The sequence below is a fragment of the Sphingomonas sp. BL2 genome, assembly GCF_056680015.1.
Genome location: NZ_CM155261.1, coordinates 2,230,348 through 2,249,863, shown reverse-complemented (window position 1 = coordinate 2,249,863; position 19,516 = coordinate 2,230,348). Strand labels below are relative to the sequence as shown.

The following is a 19,516-nucleotide window of genomic DNA, read 5'->3' as shown; positions in this document are numbered from 1 at the left end:
CAAGGGCTTGGCGCACCGTACCGAGGTGCTAAAGCGCTCCGCATGAACGCTCCAACCCTCGCCCCCAACTCTTACCGCGCCCAGCCCGACGAGCGCGGCCATTTCGGCGACTTCGGCGGCCGCTATGTCGCCGAGACGCTGATGCCGCTCGTCCTCGAACTCGACGAGGCGTACCGCGCCGCCAAGGCCGACCCCGCTTTCAAGGCGCAGTTCGACGATTTGCTCGAACATTATGTCGGCCGGCCGAGCCCGCTCTACTACGCCGAGCGCTTGACCGAAGCGCTCCGCGAGTCCGCCCCCGAAGGCATGGGCGCGCAAGTATGGTTCAAGCGCGACGAGCTGAACCACACCGGCGCGCACAAGATCAACAACTGCATCGGCCAGATCCTGCTCGCGATGCGAATGGGCAAGACGCGGATCATCGCCGAGACCGGCGCGGGCCAACACGGCGTCGCCACTGCCACGGTCTGCGCGCGGTTCGGCCTGCCCTGCGTGATCTACATGGGTGCCAAGGACGTCGAGCGTCAGGCGCCCAACGTGTTCCGCATGAAGCTGCTCGGCGCCGAAGTTCGCCCTGTGACATCGGGCGCGCACACGCTGAAGGACGCGATGAACGAAGGCATGCGCGACTGGGTCGCCAACGTCCACGACACCTTCTACATCATCGGCACCGCCGCCGGCCCGCATCCGTATCCCGAGATGGTCCGCGATTTCCAGAGCGTGATCGGCACCGAGGCGCGCGCGCAGATGCTCTCGCGCGTCGGTCGCCTGCCCGACATGCTGGTAGCGGCGATCGGTGGCGGCTCGAACGCGATCGGGTTGTTCCATCCGTTCCTCGACGATGCCGACGTGCAGATGCTTGGCGTCGAAGCGGCGGGTCATGGTCTCGACAAGCAGCACGCGGCGAGCCTTGCGGGCGGTTTCCCCGGCGTGCTCCACGGCAACAAGACGTATCTGTTGCAGGACGAGGACGGCCAGATCACCGAGGCGCATTCGATCTCGGCCGGGCTCGACTATCCCGGCATCGGCCCGGAGCATGCGTGGCTGCGTGATATCGGCCGCGTCCAGTATGACAGCGCAACCGACACCGAAGCGCTCGACGCCTTCCAGCTGTTGTGCCGGACCGAGGGCATCATCCCCGCGCTGGAGCCAAGCCACGCGATCGCGACCGTGACGAAGAAAGCGCGCGAAATGCGGCAGGACCAGATCATCCTCGCCAACCTCTGCGGCCGCGGCGACAAAGACATCTTCACCGTCGCCGAAGCGCTCGGGGTGGCGATATGATCGCGCTTCTGCTCCCCTCCCGCCTGCGGGAGGGGTCGGGGGAGGGCCTGTTCGCTCCTCAGGCCTCGGATGTGCGGCTATGTCAGCCCCTCCCCCAACCCCTCCCGCAAGCGGGAGGGGAGCTGTGAGCCGCCTCGCTGCCACTTTCGCGCGCACCGCCGCCGCTGGCCGCGCCGCGCTCGTTGCATTCGTTACCGCGGGTGATCCGACCACCGAGGCCACCGGCCCGATCCTCGACGCACTCGTCGCAGGCGGCGCGGATGCGATCGAGCTCGGCATGCCGTTCACCGATCCGATGGCCGACGGCCCAGCGATCCAGGCCGCCAACATCCGCAGCCTCGCGCAAGGGACCCGCACCGCAGACATCCTCGCCACCGCCACCGCGTTCCGCGCGCGGCATCCGGACGTTCCGCTGGTGCTGATGGGCTATGGCAACCCGATGCTCCGGCGCGGCGCGGACTGGTTCGCCGAGGCCGCTGCCAACGCCGGCGTCGACGGCGTGATCTGCGTCGACGTACCGCCCGAAGAGGACGATGCGCTCGGCCCACAGTTGCGTGCCGCCGGGATCGACCTGATCCGCCTTGCCACGCCGACAACCGACGCCGCGCGGCTGCCGACCGTGCTTGATGGCGCCAGCGGGTTCCTCTATTACGTCTCGGTCGCCGGCATCACCGGGCTCCAGCAAGCGCAGCAATCCTCGATCGAGGACGCCGTCGCTCGCCTCAAGGCGCAGACCGACATCCCGATCGCAGTCGGCTTCGGCATCCGCACCCCTGAGCAGGCGGCGAACGTCGCGCGCGTCGCGGACGGCGTCGTCGTCGGCTCGGCGATCGTCGAACTTGTCGCACAGCACGGTGCCGCAGCGGCCGAACCGGTCCGCGCCTATATCAAGTCTCTTGCCGACGCCGTCGCCTCGGCCCGAAAGGTTCCCGCATGAGCTGGCTCAACAGCGTCCGCAACGTCCTGCCCTTCGTCGCGAAGCGCGAGACGCCCGAGAATCTCTGGCACAAGTGCAAGGGCTGCGGGCAGATGGTCTTTACCAAGGAACTAGAGGACAATTTGTATGTCTGCCCGAAGTGCGATCACCACGACCGCATCGGGCCGAAGATCCGTTTTGCGCAGCTGTTCGACGAGGGCAGCTGTTCGGAACTGCCGGCACCGAAGGTCCCCGAGGATCCGCTCAAGTTTCGCGACCAGAAGCGCTACACCGATCGCCTCAAGGCCGCGCGGACCGACAACAGTGAGCAGGACGCGCTGATCAACGCACGCGGCGCGATCGACGGCCACCGCGTCGTCGTCGGCGTGCAGGATTTCGGCTTCATGGGTGGCTCGATGGGGCTTGCGGTCGGCGAAGCCTTCGTCCGCGGCGTCGAGGCGGCGATCGAGGATCGCGTGCCCTACGTCATCTTCACCGCGAGCGGCGGCGCGCGCATGCAGGAGGGCATCCTCAGCCTGATGCAGATGCCGCGCAGTACGGTCGCGATCCAGATGCTCCACGATGCCGGCCTGCCGTATATCGTCGTGCTCACCGACCCGACCTCGGGTGGCGTGATGGCGGCGTATGCGATGCTCGGCGACGTGCAGATCGCCGAGCCCAAGGCGACGCTGGCGTTTACCGGCCGCCGCGTGATCGAGAGCACGATCCGCGAGAAGCTGCCCGAGGATTTTCAGACGAGCGAATATTATCTGGAGCATGGGCTGATCGACATGGTGGTCCACCGTAAGGACCTGCGCGAGCAACTCGGCACGGTGATCGGGTATCTCAGCGCGCGCGAGGCCGCGTAACGCACTCCCTCTCCCCTCCGGGGAGAGGGTCGGGGTGAGGGGCAGCCCAGCAGCGCCGCGCCCCGGTACAGCCCCTCACCCCAGCCCTCTCCCCGGAGGGGAGAGGGAGCCAGAATGCCCGACCACGCCATTTCCTCGTCCCCCGCGGTACAAGCCCAGCTCGACCGATTGACCGCGCTGTCGCCCGGTGCGGACATCCTCGGCCTCGAACGCATCACTGCGCTACTTGCGCGCCTTGGCGACCCGCACCTCAACCTCCCCCCGGTGTTCCACGTCGCCGGCACCAACGGCAAGGGCTCGACCTGCGCGTTCCTGCGTGCCGCGATCGAGGCTGCCGGGCACAGCGTCCACGTCTATTCCTCGCCCCACCTCGTCCGCTTCAACGAACGCATTCGCCTCGCCGGGCAACTGATCGAAGACGACCTGCTCGCCGCCTTGCTGTCGGAAGTGCTCGACCACGCCTCCGACCTCCAGGCGAGCTTCTTCGAGGTCACCACCGCCGCCGCATTCCTCGCCTTCGCCCGCACACCCGCCGCCGCGACGATCGTCGAGGTCGGGCTTGGCGGCAGGCTCGATGCGACCAACGTCATTCCCAACCCGGTCGTCACCGGCATCGCAGCGCTCGGCATCGATCACCAGTCGTTCCTCGGCGACACGCTGCTGGAGATCGCCGGCGAGAAGGCGGGCATCGCCAAGCCCGGCGTGCCTTTGGTCACGATGGACTATCCAAAGGCCCTCCGCGCGAAGATCGCCGCGGTCGCCGATGCCGCCGGCGCGCCGGTGTTCGCCCGCGGCACCGCTTGGACCAGCGAGACAGCGCGATCGACCGTCCGCTACGAGGACACCGGCTTTTCGGTCGTCACCAACCGCCCCCGGCTCGTCGGCGCGCACCAATCTCGCAACCTAGCGCTCGCAGTCGCGATGCTCCGTCACCAAGGCGCGCTGCACGTTCCCGAAGCGGCGATGCGCGCCGCCGCCGACTGGGCGCACTGGCCCGCGCGGATGCAGCGATTGTCGGATGGCCCGCTGCTCGCGCGATTGCCCGAGGGCAGCGAGCTGTGGCTCGACGGCGCACACAATCCCAACGCCGCGCAACCGGTCGCGCGCGCGCTGCGGACGCTCGCCAAGGGCCGCCCGGTAACGCTGATCCTGGGCATGCTCGCGAACAAGGACGCGGACGCCGTGATCCGCATCCTGTCGCCATCGGTCGGCCACGTCATCGCCATCCCCGTCCCCGGCCACGCACACCACGCCCCCGAGGCCCTCGCGACGCTCGCACAATCGTTTGGGAAGACCGCTGGAACCGCCGCGACGCCCAGTGAAGCGCTAGGCTCGATCGCCGCACAAACCGACCAGCCGCAACTCGTGCTGATCGCCGGCTCGCTCTACCTCGCCGGTGAAGTGCTCGCCGCAAACGACCAACCGCCGGACTGAGTTCTTATTGCTATTGACTATCAATAACCAACAGGCGACTTTGTGGGCACCACCACGGAGTCGCGTGAATGACCGATACCCGCCCCAATTCGACCACCAACTCGACGGCCGCCTCGACACAGACCATCGCCAGCGCGACCTCGCTGCTGCCCCATGCGCTACCGCCTTGTGAAAACGCGCGAATCGCCTTGTTCGCGATGCGGCGGATGGGCGCGCACGGGCTCGCCGATGCCCGCGCTTCGCACACAATGTTCACTGCGTTCGGACAGGGCTTCCGTCGCCCGCTGGTGCTGCTGAGGGCGCTGATGGCCGACCTTGCCGGCACCTCGGCAGGCACGATCGCGATCGCCCCGTGCTGCTGCGCGCGGATGACGCCGGCGGAATCGGCGATGCTGTCGGTGCTCGCGCGCGTCGAGACCGCCCCCGAGACCGCACGCTATCTGATGGCCGACCTGCTCGGCGTCCGCCGCATCGACGGCGTGCTCGCCAGCGCCGCCGCGGTCGCCGCAGCCTTCGCCGACGAGGGTCGCCCGATCACGGTTTAGCGGTGGAAGCGTCCGGGGTTTCGTCCGCCCGCGCCCGGCGGACGCTCTCGACCACGAACCCTTGTCGCCACAAGATCCACAACAACACAAGGCCGGGGATCGCGACCACCATCGTCAGCATCCAGAACCCCGGCCACCCGAGCGTGGTGGCGGCATAGCCGGCAGGGGCTGCCAGCCACGTCCGCCCGACCGCCGCGAACGACGATAGCAACGCGAACTGGGTCGCGGTGTAGGCGAGGTTCGACAGCCCCGAGAGATACGTCACGAACACGGTCAGGCCGATCCCGCTGGTCACCTGCTCCGTCGCCACCGCGATCGTCAACCACGTGTTCGAATGGCCATGCCACGCCAAGATCACGAAGGTGAAGTTGCTCAGCATCATCAGCAGCCCCGACACGAACAGCGCGCGGCCGAGACCGAGCCACGCCATGAACGGCGCGCCAAGCGCGGTGCCGACGATCAGCCCCCAGAAGCCGACGAGCTTGTTGATCGCGATGAACTCGGTGTCACTGAACCCGAGCTCGACGATCATCGGGTTCAGCATCCCCTGCCCCATCGCGTCGCCGAGCTTGTAGATCAGCACGAACAGCAGGATCAGCACCGCGCCGCGCCGCTGGAAGAATTCGCGGAACGGGCCGATGATCGTGTCTTCGAGCCAGCGCCCGCCGGTCTCTTGCGGCTGCTTGGCCAGCACGCGATCGTGGAGGCCTCGCCCGGCCCAAAGAGCGGCAAGCGCGCCGGGGATGACGCAGAACGCGGTCAGGCCGTAGCCCAGCGCCCAGCCTAGCCCGAGGCCTTCGGACGAGGCGATCGCGATCGTGCCGACGCCTGCAGCCAGGTTGCCGAGACGGTAGCCGAACTGGTTGTTGGCGGTGCCGTGCGGGAGTTCGTCCTCGGGCAGGATCTCGATGCGATAGGCGTCGATGACGATGTCCTGGGTCGCGCCGAGGAACGCCGTGACGATCGCCCAAAATGCGAAGACGCCGAGATGCTCCTGCGGCGCGCTGAACCCGAGCATCCAGACCGATCCGAACAACAGCGCCTGGACCACGAACAGCCATGCGCGGCGCTGTCCAACCAGCCGCGTCAGGATCGGGATCTCGAACCGGTCGATGAACGGCGCCCACAGGAACTTCAGCGTGTACGGCGTGGTCAGACCGATCGCGAACCCGATCGTCTTTTTGTCGATACCGACCTTCGACAGCCAATAGCCCATCGTCCCGAGCAGCAAGGCCAGCGGAAAGCCGCTCGATATGCCGAGCAGCAGCGCGGCGATCGGCCTCGGCCGGAGGTATGGTGCGAGCGTTGCGAGAACGGAGCGGCGTTCGACGGGATCGGGGGCGACGGTATCGGTGGACATGCGCCGACCATAGCGCGCTGTCCGGGCGAGGGAAGACGTTAGCCGATCAGCGTCACGCCGGCCGCGGAAACAACGTGAAGCCCGACGGCACGCGCGTCGGCTTGCCGCCACCGAGCATCGCCTCGATCGCCTCGATCGCCGCGATCAGGTCGCGCGGCATATACGGCTTGGCCATGCAGCCGGAAGCGAGCGTCGTCGCCTCGACCGGGCAGCTTCCCGTCACGAACATCACCGGCACACCGCGCGCCTGCGCCGCGCGCGCGACGTCGATCCCGGAACCGTCCGCGAGGTTCACGTCGACCAGCACCAGATCGATCACCGTGTCGCTTGCCAGGATCGGCAAGGCTTCCGCGACCCGATCGATCGTCGCGACGATCGTGAACTTAGCATCGGTCAGGAAATATTCGGTGTCGAACGCGACCAGCGGTTCGTCCTCGACCACAAGGAGCCGGACAATCTGCCGCTTCTTCTTCCCGAACAACATTGCCGAAAGGCCCCCGGACGCGAACGAAAGGTCGTTACGCTCGTGAGTTCTAACGCACCGCCGCACGAACGGTCGCAAATATTTTCGCGCTGAGCGCCGATCCATAGTATCAGCCGCGCCATGACGACTTCAAAAGACGATAACCCGACTGCCAGCCCGTCGAACGACGCGCCCGCAACCTCCCCCGAAACGCCGGCCGCACCGATCAAGGGCGACCGTATCGCCAAGCTGCTCGCGCGCGCCGGGATCGCCTCGCGCCGCGATATCGAGCGGATGATCGCCGAGGGCCGCGTCGCGCTCAACGGCAGCATTCTCGACACGCCCGCAACCGTCCTGCGCAACCTCAACGGCGTGACGGTCGACGGCGACCCGGTCGAGGCTCCGAGTTCGGCTCGGCTGTTCCTGTATCACAAGCCGACCGGGCTGCTCGTCACCGAGAGTGATCCTGCAGGTCGCACGACGATCTACGACCGCCTGCCGCAGGATCTGCCGCGGCTGGTGCCGGTCGGGCGGCTCGATCTCAACACTGAAGGCCTGTTGCTGATGACCACCGATGGTGGCCTCAAGCGCCAGCTCGAACTGCCCGCGACCGGCGTCGAGCGTGCCTATCGTGCGCGTGCGTATGGCAATATCACGCAGCCGCAGCTCGAAGAACTGATCGAGGGTATCGAGATCGAGGGCGTGCGCTACGGCTCGATCAACGCGAATATCGAGCGGCGTACCGGCGCGAACGTCTGGATCGAGATGATCCTGACCGAGGGCAAGAACCGCGAAGTCCGCCGCGTGCTGGAGCATCTCGGGTTGCAGGTCTCGCGGTTGATCCGGACGCGCTATGGCCCGTTCGTGCTCGGCGATCTCGCACCGGGGCAGATCGGCGAAGTGCTGCAGCACGACGTCGTCGCGTTCCAGAAGGAACTCGCGAAGGGTCGACCCGAGGGTCCGGGCGCGCGCGCGAATATTGGGATCAGCGCGAGTGCTGGTGCTGGAGCCGGGATCGGCGCGCGGTCTAGCCAGCGGGGCAGCAATGCGCCGCGGCCTGCTGCGACGGCACGGCCGGCGCCGGGTGCGCGTCCGGTTTCGGGTGCGCGGCCTGCTGTTGGTGCGCGTACGCCGGTTCGCAGTCCGTATGCTGCACCTGCAAGCTCCGGCTTTTCGAGCGGCGCGGTACCGACCGATCGGCCTTCGCGACCGGCCCGTCCGGAGCGGATCCGTCCGACCGCAGCGATGCAGCGCGGCGACGTCAACGATCCCTGGGCGCGGCCCGATACGCGCAACGCCGCGCGGCCGACGGGAACGCATCATGCGCGGCCGACGAGTGGCGAGACGTCCAAGCCGTATGTGCGGCAGGAGCGTGCGGATCGCGGCGAGGAACTGAGCACGAGCCCCAAGATCAAGCATTTCCGCGCCGCCAAGCCACCGCGGGAGCGCGCTGCGCCGTCGCGCGTCGGTGCGGGCGCTACGGTGCAGCGTCAGGAGCAACCGCGGGGCTTCCGTCCGCAGACCGACGATACGCGGGGACGCAGCTCGCTCGACAAGCGCGCAGCGCGGAGTGCCAGCGGGCGTCCGGGTGCCGAGCCACGGCCGGTGCGATCGGAGAGTCCGGCGCGACCTGAACGCGGCAGTCGTCCTACCCCACCTGGGAAGGGTCCGTCGGGAGGGCGCGGTCATCCGCCCCGTGCACCACGTGGAGGGAAGCGCTGATGCGGATCATCGCAGGACTGTACCGCGGCCGTCAGATCGCCGCACCGAAGGGTGACACCACCCGTCCCACCGCGGACCGGATGCGCGAGACATTGTTCTCGATGCTGACCAGTCGCGTCGGAAGCTTTGAGGGATTGGCGGTTGCCGATCTGTTCGCAGGCTCGGGCGCGCTGGGGATCGAGGCACTCTCGCGCGGCGCGGCGACGTGCATGTTCGTCGAATCGGACAAGCTGGCGGTCGACGCGCTGAAGGCCAACCTCGCCAAGCTGGAGATCCGCGGTGACGTCCGCGCGACGTCGGTGATGGCGCTCGGGCCCGCGCCGGCGCCGCTCGACGTGATCCTGATGGACCCGCCGTACAGCACCGGTGCCGGACTGGTCGCGCTCGACAAGCTGTCGCGACTGGGTTGGGTCGGGCCGGCGACGTGGATCAGCCTGGAGACGGCGAAGGCCGAGGTCGTCGAACTCGCCGGCTTCGAGGTCGACGCCACGCGCGTGCACGGCAAGGCGCGGCTGACGCTCCTGCGGCCAGTGTCCGCGTAAAGGCATGCTCTCCCGCAAAGGCGGGAGAGCATTCTATTTGTCGGTCGTGCGGCCGAGGATTAGCAGTCCGCCAAGGCTCAACACACCCGCCGCCATCAGATACCCGCCGACCAGCCACAACCCATGCGGGGCCAACGCCTCCGCGACGATCGGCGCCAGCGCCCCGCCCAGCACGCCGCCAAGGTTGAACGTCATCGACACGCCGGTGTAGCGCACCCCCGCCGGAAACAGGCTCGGCAGCCACCCACCGAGCGGGCCATAGGCGAACCCCATCACGAACAGCGCCCCCGACAGCCACAGCCACACCGTGAACAGCGATCCCGAGCCGAGCATCGGTCCCATCAGCGCGCCGACGCCGATGCACCCTGCAAACCCGATCGCGAGCATCCGTGCTGCGGAATGCCGGTCCGCCAGCACACTGGCCACGATCACGCCGCCCGCAAGAAACCAGATCGCGACGAGTTCGACACCGAGGAACGCCTCGCGCGAATAGCCGAGCGTCTTCGTGCCGTAGCCAAGTGCGAAGGCGGTCGCGAGGTAGAACAGCGCGAAGCATGCGATCACCCCGAACGTGCCGGCCAGCGTCGCGCGGAGGTGCTGCGTGAGAAGCGTCGCGATCGGTACCTTGGGCAAGGCCTCGGTCGCTTCCGCCTCAAGGAACGCTGGCGTCTCGGTCAGCTTGAGCCGCACCCACAGGCCGAGCCCGACAAGGATCGCGCTGAGCAGGAACGGGATGCGCCAGCCCCAGGCGATGAACTGCGCTTCGTCGAGCACGAGTCCGATGATCAGGAACAGCCCGTTCGCGGCAAGGAAGCCCACCGGGGCACCGAGCGGCGGGAACATGCCCCAGGTGTTCTTGCGGTGCGGCGGCGCGTTCTCGACCGCCAGCAGCGCCGCCCCGCCCCATTCGCCGCCAAGCCCGAGCCCCTGCCCGAGGCGCATCAGGCACAGCAGCGCGGGCGCGATCCAGCCGACCTGCGCGTACGTCGGGAGGAAGGCGATGCCGACGGTCGATCCGCCCATCAGCAACAGCGATGCGACGAGGGTGGACTTGCGCCCGATCCGATCGCCGAAATGCCCGAACACGATCGCGCCGACTGGGCGCGCGACGAAGGCCAGGCCGAACGTCGCATAGCTCAGCAGCAACTGCGCCGAGGCGGACTGCCCGGAAAAGAACAGCGGCCCGAACACCAGCGCCGCGGCGGTCGCGTAGATGTAGAAATCGTAGAACTCGACCGCGGTGCCGACCAGGCTGGCGGCGAGGATGCGGCGGTGGGAGGCGAGCGTTGTCATGGACACGGTCTCGCCGCGGTCGTCCTCGGGGTCAACCGATTGCCACTGCTAATCCTACCCCGCCAGGGGGAGGTGGCGCGAAGCGACGGAGGGGGAGGAAACGCAACCGAGGTTAGCCTTTCCTCCCCCTCCGTCCGGCAAGCGCCAGCCACCTCCCCCTTGCGGGGGAGGATCAGACTGGGAGGACGATCCGCGCGACGAGGCCTGGGGCGTTGTCGGCTAGCTCGAAATGGCCGTCGTGGAGGCGCGCGACCGCTTCGATCAGGGCCATGCCGAGGCCAGCACCGGGCGTCGAGCGAGCGCTGTCGAGGCGGCCGAAGCGCTTCAGCGCCTGCGCACGATCGGAGGCGGCGATGCCAGGACCGCGGTCCTCGACCTGGATCGCGACGCCGTCGGTGCGGTGGACGATCCGCAGCGTGACTTCCCCGCCGCCAGCGCCGTGACGGAGCGCGTTGTCGATCAGGTTGGTGATCGCCTGGCTGATCAGCTCGCGGTGGAGCTTCATCGGCGGCGGGCGGTCGTCGATCGCGATCGTGAAGACGAGGCCGGCATCCTCCGCGACGGGCGCGTAGAGTTCGCCGATCTCCTCCAGCAGGTTCGCGGGCGAGACTTCGATGAAGCGATCGCGCGAGACCGAACCCGAGCGGCTGATCTCGATTACCATCGTCAGCATTCGCATCACCAGGTCGGTTTCGACCAGGAGGCCGCCCAGCGCCGCTTCCCGCGCGTCGGGATCGGCGATCAGCACCGCTTGCTCGGTCTTGGTCCGTAGACGCGCGAGCGGCGAGCGGAGGTCGTGTGCGAGGCTGTCGGTGACGATCCGCAGTTCGGCCATCACACCTTCGAGCTTGCCCAGCATGACGTTGAGGCGGGCAGCAAGACGGTCGAACGCATCGCCGCCCCCCGCGATCATGTCGACACGGCGAGAGAGATCGCCTTCGCCCGCCGCCTCGATCGCCTTGGCGATGCCGTCGAGCCGGCGGCTGACGTAGCGCGTGAGGACCAACCCTCCGACCACACCGAGCGCGAGCGACAGGAACACGGCGACCGCGAGCGCACGTTCGATTGCGCGTTCCTCCGCGGCGATCAGGTCGAGATTGCGGCCGGTCAGGAGCCAGTAGCTGCCGAGCGGATGGAGCGCGTACCCGGTCTCGCGCGCCGACCAGAGTTCGTCGGCGCCGAGTCGAGCGATCCGGAACTGCGTGACGCGAAGCGGGACCGCAAGCCGTTCAGGCGCGATGCCGACGACGGCCCTGCCCTTCGGGTCGACCACCGCGAGCACGAGCGAAACGTCGCCGGGGACGACTGCGCTGTCGATCGCCTGGCGGATCGCGGGAAGGCCGCCGTTACGCCAGACCGCGCGCAGGGCTTCCGATTGCTCGGTGGTCTCGCGCCGGATCGCGTCGATCGCGTCCGCGCTGGTGGTCTTCCAGACGAAGCCGACCAGCGCGAGATTGGAGATCAGCGCCAGCGCGATCGAGAGCAGCGCGATTCGGGCAGTTACCGAAAGGCGAATCACCCTTCGACGGCGAGTCGATAGCCTGCGCCGCGGACCGTGTGGAGGATCGGCGTCGGGAAGCCTTCCTCGAGCTTGCGGCGGAGACGACCGATATGGACGTCGACGACGTTCGAGCCCGGGTCGAAGTGATAGTTCCAGATCTTCTCGAGCATCATCGTGCGGGTGACGACCTGACCGGCATGGCGGGCGAGGAATTCGAGCAGGTTGAACTCGCGGGCGCCGAGCGGGATGGAGCGGCCGGCGCGAGAGACGGCGCGGGCGAGCAAGTCGATTTCGAGATCGCCGACGGAGAGCTTTGTCTTCTGCGGCTCGGTCGCGGCACGGTCGGAGCGGCGGAGCATGGCCTCAATCCGTGCTGAGAGTTCGGCGAACGAGAAGGGCTTGCACAGATAATCGTCGGCGCCTGCCTTGAGACCGTCGACCCGGTCGTCGACGGCGGCGAGTGCCGACAGGATCAGGACCGGCGTGGCGATGCCCGCGGCGCGAATCGCACTGACCATCGACAGCCCGTCGAGCCCCGGCAGCATGCGGTCCGCGATGATGAGGTCGAAGATGCCCTCGCTGGCGAGGAACAGGCCATCGCGGCCGTCCGCACATGCCTCGATTGCGTGGCCGGCCTCAGCCAGGCCCTTGGCAAGATAGGCGGATGTCGAGGCGTCGTCCTCGACGATCAGGATCTTGCGGCTCAACGCGGTATCACCTTCCCTGCCACCGATTTCGGTCACCATCTCCTGCCCTTATAAACGGAAAGGCCGGCGGAAAGAACCCTTCCCGCCGGCCCCCACGGTACCCCCGGGAGTGACGGGCACCGATCTCTGGAAACTCATGCGGCCGTTGCTGGCCACGTGGTCGTTCTAGGATCGGGCGGGGGTCAGGGCGATGACCGAGGGGTGACAATTTCGTCATGTTAATGGTTGTTCGATAAGGCACTTGATGACGCGAACACTATGCCCCCCGTCATCCCGGCGAACGCCGGGACCCATGGTTGCGGATTGGGTGGTGGTCACACGCCATCGCATGGTCCGTCGTATCCGTGGGTCCCGGCGTTCGCCGGGATGACGGAGGGGGCGCGCAAAGGCGTGAGCCCAGTTTGGGCTCACGCCTTTGCGGCGGAACATGCCTACTTCTTGTCGAGGATCGCAGCGATCGCCGCGCCGACATGCGCGATGTCAGCCATGCCGTCGACGCGGTAAACCAACCCCCGCGCGTCGTAGATCGGCAGGATCGGTGCCGTCTTCGCACGGTATTCGGCCATGCGGTTGTGGACCGTCTCGGCATTGTCGTCGGGACGGCGCTTGAACTCCGTCGAGCCGCAGACGTCGCATACGCCCGCGACGACCGGCTTCTTGTAGCGATCATGATAACCCGTACCGCACTTGGCACAAGTGTAGCGGCCGACGACGCGGTCGATCAGCGCGGCCTCGTCGACGCCCAACTCGATGACGTAGTCGAGCGTGCGGCCGCGATCGGCGAGCAGGCCGTCGAGCGCTTCCGCCTGCGCAGCTGTCCGCGGGTAGCCGTCGAAGATGACGCCGTTCGCACTGTCCGGCTGGTCGAGACGCTCACCGATGATGCCCGACACGATCTCGTCAGACACGAGACCGCCGGATTCCATCACGGACTTCGCCTGGAGGCCGACCGGCGTTCCGGCGGCGACCGCTGCGCGCAGCATGTCGCCGGTCGAAAGCTGCACCATGCCGCGCTCGCTGACGAGCGTGGCGGCTTGCGTGCCCTTGCCCGCGCCGGGCGGTCCAAGAAGGATGATATTCACGAAACGCACTCCCCTCGTTCGTGCAGGATTTTTACGGCGTTAGACCCGCAGCTTAACGAAGTCGATTGCCCTTGAGCTTCGCCTTCTTGATCAGGTCGCCATACTGGTGCGCCAACAGGTGCGACTGGATCTGCGTCACCGTGTCCATCGTCACATTGACGACGATCAACAGGCTCGTGCCACCGAGGTAGAACGGGATCTGCAACGCGGTCACCAGATATTCCGGCAACAGGCAGATAATCGTCAGATACGCCGCACCGATGACGGTGATGCGCGTCAGCACGTAATCGAAATAGTTCTCGGTGTTCTTGCCCGGGCGGATGCCGGGGATGAACCCGCCATTGCGCTTCAGGTTGTCGGCGGTTTCCTCGGGGTTGAAGACGACCGCGGTGTAGAAGAACGAGAAGAAGATGATGCCGGCGCCGTACAGCAGCATGTACACGGGCGAGCCGTGCTGAAGGTACTGGTTGAGGGTGATGATGAAGTCACCCCACTTCGACTCACCCGCGACGCGCTGTCCGGCGAACTGCGAGATCGTCAGCGGCATCAGCAGCAGCGACGAGGCGAAGATCGGCGGGATGACGCCGGCAGTGTTGATCTTCAGCGGCAGATGGCTGCGATCGGCCTGCATGCCGCGCTGCGTCTGGCGCTTGGGATACTGGATCAGGATGCGGCGCTGCGCGCGCTCCATGAAGCAGATGAAGAGAATCAGCACGACCACCGCGACGACGATGCCGATCAGTTTGATCGGATCGAGCGAACCCGAACGGCCGCCTTCGAGCAGGTTGACCAGCGTGACGGGGAGATGCGCGACAATGCCGGCCATGATGATCAGCGAGACACCGTTGCCGATACCGCGGCTGGTGATCTGCTCGCCGAGCCACATCAGGAACATCGTACCGCCGATCAGCGAGATCACCGCGGCGACGCGGAACATCATGCCGGGCTCGATGACCGCCTGGATGCCCTGTGCGGCGCCGAGCGTCTCAAGGCCGACGGCGATGAAATAGCCCTGCACCGCGGTCAGGCCCACGGTGCCGTAGCGGGTATACTGGTTGAGGCGCTTGCGGCCTGATTCGCCATCCTTCTTGATGGCGGCGAGCGTCGGCGACAGCGAGGTCGCGAGCTGCACCACGATCGAGGCGGTGATGTAGGGCATCACGCCGAGCGCGATCAGCGACATGCGGCTGAGCGAACCACCCGAGAAGGTGTTGAAGAAATCGAGCACGCCGCCTTGCGTCTGCTGCGAGAGCAGGCCGAGCGCGGTCGGGTCGACACCCGGCAGCGGGACATAGCTGAGCAGGCGGAAAATGATCAGCGCACCGATCGTGAACCACAACCGCTTCTTGAGGTCGGTCGCCTTCGCGAATTTCGAAAGGCTGATGCTTTGCGCCATCTGGTCGGCTGCGGATGCCATGCGTGTGATCGTCCTGGAAACAAAGAAGGCGGGATGCGTTGTGACCGCCCCCGCCGCTCATATAGGCGCACGGGCGCGCTTGTCTAATGGCTAGGTGCGCTAAGTGCCCACTCCGTTCGTCCTGAGTAGGCGCTGAGCTTGTCGAAGCGGCGTATCGAAGGACCCGCTCGCTTGGGGCAAATCCTTCGATACGGGTCTTCGGCTTCGCTCAGCCCCTACTCAGGACGAACGGGGATGAGGGCCGCCCCTACCCGTTCGTCGTGAGCGAAGTCGGAGGATAGTGCCCCGAAGGAGGTACACTTCGACTACGCGAAGGGCGAACGGAAGGGAGGAGCACTCCGGGCAAACAAAAAGGGGGCGGGTGCATCAGCACCCGCCCCCTTCAGTTCGGCTTAAGCCTTGAACGACGCCTTGTGCGCCGCACGCTCCTTGTACTTCACGCCCTTCTTGGCGGCAGCCTTCTCGGCTGCGGGGACGAAGTGGATCACCTCGACCTTGCCGCCGATCTTCTCGACCGCTTCGATCGCGCCCTTCGACGCGCCGTCGACGGTGAACGAGAGGACCGTGGTCAGCTCGCCCTTGGCGAGGAGGCGGACGCCGTCCTTGCCGCCGCGTGCCAGGCCCGCGGCCTTCAGCGCGTCGTGGTCGAGCGTGGCGTTCGCCTCGATCTTGCCGGCGTCGACCGCGAGCTGGATCGCGCCGAGGTTGACCTCTGCGAAGTCCTTGCGGAAGATGTTGTTGAAGCCGCGCTTAGGCAGACGCATATGCAGTGGCATCTGGCCGCCTTCGAAGCCGGCGATGGACACGCCCTCGCGGCTCTTCTGGCCCTTCTGGCCGCGGCCTGCGGTCTTGCCCTTGCCCGAGCCGATGCCGCGTCCGACGCGCATCTTGGACTTACGGGCACCTTCGTTATCGCGGAGTTCGTTGAGCTTCATGGTAATGCACTCGCTTTCGCTTGTTACGCGCTGGTTTGAAATCGCCGGGTTCGAATCCGGAAATAAGGAAGGGGGCCGTTAGCCCCCTTCCCGGTATTTGTCACTAGGTAGAGTGAAGGCTCAGCCTTCGACCGACACCATGTGCTGCACCTTACGGATCATGCCGCGGACCTCTGGGCTGTCTTCCAGCTCGCGGGTCTTGTGCATCTTGTTGAGACCGAGACCGATCAGCGTTGCGCGCTGATCCTTCTCGCGGCGGATCGGCGAACCGGTCTGCGTGATCTTGATGGTTGCCATGATCGCTTACTCCGTGATCGCAGCTGCATCGGCCTCGGCGGTCTTCGAACCACCATGGCCGAGCAGGTCGGCGATCTTCTTGCCGCGACGCTGTGCGACGGCCTTGGGCGAGGTCTGCTCGCCAAGGGCCTCGAACGTGGCGCGGATCATGTTGTAGGGGTTCGACGTGCCGACCGACTTGGTCACAACGTCCGCAACGCCCAGCGATTCGAAGACTGCGCGCATCGGGCCACCGGCGATGATGCCCGTACCCTGAGGCGCCGACCGCAGCGTGACCTTGCCGGCACCGAAGTGACCGTTGCCGTCATGATGCAGCGTGCGACCGTCCTTCAACGGAACGCGAACCATCTTCTTCTTGGCAGCAGCCGTCGCCTTCGAGATGGCTTCCGGCACTTCGCGTGCCTTGCCATGACCGAAGCCTGCACGACCCTTGCCGTCGCCGACGACGACGAGTGCTGCGAAGCCGAAGCGCTTACCGCCCTTGACCGTCTTCGAGACGCGGTTGATGTGCACCAGCTTCTCGATCAGCTCTTCGCCGCCATCGTCCGCACCGGGACGACCGCCACGATTGTCGCGACCGCGACCGCCATCGCGACCACCGCGGTTGCCGCCTGGGCCACCGCTGCGGTTGCCGCCGGGGCCACCACGACCACCGCCGCCGCCGCCGCCGGGACCGCCGCGACCGCGACCGCCACCGTTATTGCCCTGGTAGCCAGTGCTCTGCGGGACGTTCTGAGCCGTGACGTCCTGTGCGGTCGTCTCGGGAGCGATTACTGCCCCAGCGTTTCCTGGCGTGTTGTTTTCGTCAGCCATGTCTTAGAACTCCAATCCGGCTTCGCGCGCGGCATCGGCAAGAGCCTTCACGCGACCGTGGTAGAGGAAGCCGCCGCGATCGAACACGACCTGGGTCACGCCCGCTGCCTTGGCAGCCTCGGCGACGCGCTTGCCGACCGAAGTCGCCGCGTCGATGTTGGCGCCGGACGTGCCGCGCACGTCCTTCTCCAGCGTCGAGGCCGATGCGACCGTCGTGCCGGCGGCATCGTCGATCACCTGGGCATAGATGTGCTTGCCCGAGCGATGCACCGACAACCGAGGACGGGTGCCTGCACGTGCGCGGAGCGCGGTACGGTTGCGGCGACGCCGCTTGGCGAAAAGAGAAAGTCCCTTGGTCATTACTTCTTCTTCCCTTCCTTGCGGAAGATGAACTCGCCGTCGTACTTGATACCCTTGCCCTTGTAAGGCTCGGGCTTGCGCCACTGACGAATTTCCGCGGCCAGCTGACCGACCATCTGCTTGTCCGAACCCGAGATCTCGATCGTCGTGTTGTCGGGGGTCTTGACTTCGATACCCTCCGGCACGTCGATGTTGACGTCGTGGCTGTAGCCGAGCTGCAGCTTGAGGTTGCGACCCTGCGCCGCGGCACGATAGCCGACGCCGGTGATCAGCAGCTTCTTGGTGAAGCCTTCCGACACGCCGGTGACCAGGTTCTGCACCATGGTCCGCTGCATGCCCCAGAACGCGCGAGCGCGCTTGGTGTCGTTGGCCGGCTGCACCGAAATGCCGCCGTCTTCGATCGTGTAGCTGATCTCGTCGCGAAGCGGCATCTTGAGGGTACCCTTGGGGCCCTTCATCGTCAGCTGCTTGTTCTCGATGGTCGGCGTGATGCCCGCCGGTACGGTGACCGGCTTCTTACCAATGCGGCTCATCAGAACACCTCCGCGAGGACTTCGCCGCCGACGTTCTGCTCACGTGCTTCGGAATCCGAAAGCACGCCGCGGGGCGTCGAGACGATGGTGATGCCGAGGCCGTTACGGACGCGCGGGAGTTCCTGCGAGCCGGAATAGACGCGACGGCCGGGCTTCGAGACGCGCGCGACATGCTTGATCGCAGGCTGGCCCTCGAAATACTTCAGCTCGATGCGAAGGCCGGCCGCGGGGCCCATCTGCTCTTCGCTATAGCCACGGATATAGCCTTCGCGCTGCAGAACGTCGAGCACGCGGACGCGCAGCTTCGACGCCGGCGTGAGGACGGAGTCCTTCTTCGCGCGCTGGCCATTACGGATACGGGTGAGCAAATCACCCAGGGGATCGGTCACTGCCATGATTTAGTCCTTACCAGCTCGACTTCGTGACGCCGGGGATGAGGCCCTTGTTGGCCAGATCGCGCAGCTGAATACGGCAGAGCCGGAACTTGCGGTAATAGGCGCGCGGGCGACCGGTCAGCTCGCACCGGTTACGGATGCGGGTCGGGTTCGCGTTGCGCGGCAGTGCCGCCATCTTGAGGCGAGCGATCAGACGCTCACCGTCGTCGAGCGTCTTGTCCGCTGCGATCGCCTTCAGTGCCGCGTACTTCGGGGCATACTGCTTGACCATGCGCTTGCGGCGCTCGTTCTTGTTGACTGAACTCAGTTTCGCCATCGACTTAAGTTCTTTCTTTGCTAGCTCCCCTTCCGCTTGCGGGAGGGGTTGGGGGAGGGAAGGACCAACGCCTGTTAGGCGCGAGGCCCCTCCCCTGACCCCTCCCGCAAGCGGGAGGGGGACTTAGATTAAGCTGCCTTCTTCTCGTCGGCAGCGTCGTCTTCGATCGGGAACGGGAAACCGAACAGACGGAGAAGCTCGCGAGCCTCGTCGTCGGTCTTTGCGGTCGTCGTCACGATCACATCCATGCCGCGGACCTTGTCGACCCGGTCATAGCTGATTTCTGGGAACACGATCTGCTCCTTGATACCGCAGGCATAGTTGCCACGGCCATCGAAGCTCTTCGGGTTGAGGCCGCGGAAATCGCGGACGCGGGGAAGAGCGATCGTGATGAAACGGTCGAGAAACTCGTACATGCGCTCGCGGCGAAGGGTTACCTTCACGCCGATCGGCATGCCTTCACGCAACTTGAACTGCGCGATCGACTTCTTGGCCTTCGTCACGACAGGCTTCTGGCCGGCGATCAGCTCCATCTCGGAAGCAGCCTGGTCGACCTTCTTCTTGTCCTGCGTGGCTTCGCCGACGCCCATGTTCAGCACGATCTTGTCGAGCCGCGGGATTTCCATGACGTTCTTGTACCCGAACTTCTCGGTCATCGCCTTGATGATCGTCTCGTCGTACAGTTTCCGCATGCGTGCGACGTAGACGGTCTCTGCGCCGTTCTGCTCGCCA

General features: G+C 66.3%; 22 protein-coding genes. 7 read left to right on the top strand and 15 right to left on the bottom strand.

Features of this window, described 5'->3' with window-relative positions; translation table 11 throughout:
* Window positions 1-42 precede the first annotated feature (42 nt).
* From trpB to AC1ME3_RS10495, 5 genes are all read left to right on the top strand, one after another.
* Window positions 43-1,284 carry a tryptophan synthase subunit beta gene (gene trpB, locus AC1ME3_RS10515; RefSeq protein WP_480953097.1) on the top strand — a complete coding sequence of 414 codons (1,242 nt, stop codon included), beginning with the start codon at window positions 43-45 and terminating at the stop codon, window positions 1,282-1,284.
* A gap of 124 nt (window positions 1,285-1,408) precedes the next feature.
* Window positions 1,409-2,221, top strand: a complete 813-nt coding sequence (trpA, locus tag AC1ME3_RS10510) for a tryptophan synthase subunit alpha (protein ID WP_210731814.1) — start codon at window positions 1,409-1,411, stop codon at window positions 2,219-2,221.
* Window positions 2,218-3,069: an acetyl-CoA carboxylase, carboxyltransferase subunit beta gene (accD, locus tag AC1ME3_RS10505; protein WP_056060473.1), complete on the top strand. Its 852-nt coding sequence runs from the start codon at window positions 2,218-2,220 to the stop codon at window positions 3,067-3,069. Before trpA ends, accD begins: the two co-directional genes overlap by 4 nt.
* 114 nt (window positions 3,070-3,183) lie before the next feature.
* A complete protein-coding gene (locus tag AC1ME3_RS10500; RefSeq protein ID WP_480953096.1) occupies window positions 3,184-4,503 on the top strand; it encodes a bifunctional folylpolyglutamate synthase/dihydrofolate synthase in 1,320 nt (439 codons plus the stop codon).
* Between the two features lie 68 nt (window positions 4,504-4,571).
* Complete coding sequence (locus AC1ME3_RS10495; protein WP_247599614.1) at window positions 4,572-5,048, top strand: DUF6628 family protein; 477 nt, start codon at window positions 4,572-4,574, stop codon at window positions 5,046-5,048.
* Here the strand turns inward: AC1ME3_RS10495 and AC1ME3_RS10490 are convergent.
* Together AC1ME3_RS10490 and AC1ME3_RS10485 are read right to left on the bottom strand one after the other, a co-directional pair.
* A complete protein-coding gene (locus AC1ME3_RS10490; RefSeq protein ID WP_480953095.1) occupies window positions 5,038-6,408 on the bottom strand; it encodes an AmpG family muropeptide MFS transporter in 1,371 nt (456 codons plus the stop codon). The genes AC1ME3_RS10495 and AC1ME3_RS10490 overlap by 11 nt on opposite strands.
* A 52-nt stretch (window positions 6,409-6,460) precedes the next feature.
* Window positions 6,461-6,892, bottom strand: a complete 432-nt coding sequence (locus AC1ME3_RS10485; RefSeq protein ID WP_480953094.1) for a response regulator — start codon at window positions 6,890-6,892, stop codon at window positions 6,461-6,463.
* Window positions 6,893-7,012: 120 nt separating this feature from the next.
* Between AC1ME3_RS10485 and AC1ME3_RS10480 the strand changes: the two genes are divergently transcribed.
* Together AC1ME3_RS10480 and rsmD are read left to right on the top strand one after the other, a co-directional pair.
* The gene (locus AC1ME3_RS10480; RefSeq protein WP_480953093.1) at window positions 7,013-8,593 is read left to right on the top strand and encodes a pseudouridine synthase; all 1,581 of its coding nucleotides are present in this window, start codon (window positions 7,013-7,015) and stop codon (window positions 8,591-8,593) included.
* The gene (gene rsmD, locus AC1ME3_RS10475; RefSeq protein WP_480953092.1) at window positions 8,593-9,135 is read left to right on the top strand and encodes a 16S rRNA (guanine(966)-N(2))-methyltransferase RsmD; all 543 of its coding nucleotides are present in this window, start codon (window positions 8,593-8,595) and stop codon (window positions 9,133-9,135) included. Before AC1ME3_RS10480 ends, rsmD begins: the two co-directional genes overlap by 1 nt.
* A 33-nt stretch (window positions 9,136-9,168) precedes the next feature.
* Here the strand turns inward: rsmD and AC1ME3_RS10470 are convergent, their stop codons facing one another.
* The 13 genes from AC1ME3_RS10470 to rplE all read right to left on the bottom strand — a co-directional run bounded on the left by AC1ME3_RS10470 (window position 9,169) and on the right by rplE (window position 19,476).
* A complete protein-coding gene (locus AC1ME3_RS10470) occupies window positions 9,169-10,428 on the bottom strand; it encodes an MFS transporter (protein WP_136189403.1) in 1,260 nt (419 codons plus the stop codon).
* A gap of 172 nt (window positions 10,429-10,600) precedes the next feature.
* On the bottom strand, window positions 10,601-11,947 hold the full coding sequence (locus AC1ME3_RS10465) for a sensor histidine kinase (protein ID WP_480953091.1): 1,347 nt from the start codon (window positions 11,945-11,947) through the stop codon (window positions 10,601-10,603).
* Complete coding sequence (locus AC1ME3_RS10460) at window positions 11,944-12,636, bottom strand: winged helix-turn-helix domain-containing protein (RefSeq protein WP_056050249.1); 693 nt, start codon at window positions 12,634-12,636, stop codon at window positions 11,944-11,946. The genes AC1ME3_RS10465 and AC1ME3_RS10460 overlap by 4 nt, the downstream gene beginning before the upstream one ends.
* A 431-nt stretch (window positions 12,637-13,067) precedes the next feature.
* On the bottom strand, window positions 13,068-13,718 hold the full coding sequence (locus AC1ME3_RS10455) for an adenylate kinase (RefSeq protein ID WP_480953090.1): 651 nt from the start codon (window positions 13,716-13,718) through the stop codon (window positions 13,068-13,070).
* Between the two features lie 52 nt (window positions 13,719-13,770).
* Complete coding sequence (gene secY, locus AC1ME3_RS10450) at window positions 13,771-15,135, bottom strand: preprotein translocase subunit SecY (RefSeq protein WP_055872627.1); 1,365 nt, start codon at window positions 15,133-15,135, stop codon at window positions 13,771-13,773.
* 392 nt (window positions 15,136-15,527) lie between these two features.
* On the bottom strand, window positions 15,528-16,070 hold the full coding sequence (gene rplO / locus AC1ME3_RS10445; protein WP_056047631.1) for a 50S ribosomal protein L15: 543 nt from the start codon (window positions 16,068-16,070) through the stop codon (window positions 15,528-15,530).
* Window positions 16,071-16,190: 120 nt separating this feature from the next.
* Window positions 16,191-16,367, bottom strand: a complete 177-nt coding sequence (gene rpmD, locus AC1ME3_RS10440) for a 50S ribosomal protein L30 (RefSeq protein ID WP_055872633.1) — start codon at window positions 16,365-16,367, stop codon at window positions 16,191-16,193.
* 6 nt (window positions 16,368-16,373) lie between these two features.
* Window positions 16,374-17,180, bottom strand: coding sequence for a 30S ribosomal protein S5 (rpsE, locus tag AC1ME3_RS10435; protein ID WP_480953089.1), 807 nt, complete (start codon window positions 17,178-17,180; stop codon window positions 16,374-16,376).
* Window positions 17,181-17,183: 3 nt separating this feature from the next.
* Window positions 17,184-17,540, bottom strand: a complete 357-nt coding sequence (rplR, locus tag AC1ME3_RS10430; RefSeq protein WP_031393749.1) for a 50S ribosomal protein L18 — start codon at window positions 17,538-17,540, stop codon at window positions 17,184-17,186.
* On the bottom strand, window positions 17,540-18,073 hold the full coding sequence (gene rplF / locus AC1ME3_RS10425; protein WP_056047628.1) for a 50S ribosomal protein L6: 534 nt from the start codon (window positions 18,071-18,073) through the stop codon (window positions 17,540-17,542). Before rplF ends, rplR begins: the two co-directional genes overlap by 1 nt.
* Window positions 18,073-18,468 (bottom strand): 30S ribosomal protein S8, encoded by a 396-nt coding sequence (gene rpsH / locus AC1ME3_RS10420; protein WP_031393751.1) that lies wholly within the window; start codon window positions 18,466-18,468, stop codon window positions 18,073-18,075. The genes rplF and rpsH overlap by 1 nt, the downstream gene beginning before the upstream one ends.
* 10 nt (window positions 18,469-18,478) lie before the next feature.
* Window positions 18,479-18,784, bottom strand: a complete 306-nt coding sequence (rpsN, locus tag AC1ME3_RS10415) for a 30S ribosomal protein S14 (protein ID WP_056015537.1) — start codon at window positions 18,782-18,784, stop codon at window positions 18,479-18,481.
* Between the two features lie 128 nt (window positions 18,785-18,912).
* Entirely contained in the window at window positions 18,913-19,476 is a 564-nt protein-coding gene (gene rplE / locus AC1ME3_RS10410; protein WP_082441396.1) for a 50S ribosomal protein L5, read from the bottom strand.
* Window positions 19,477-19,516: the final 40 nt, after the last annotated feature.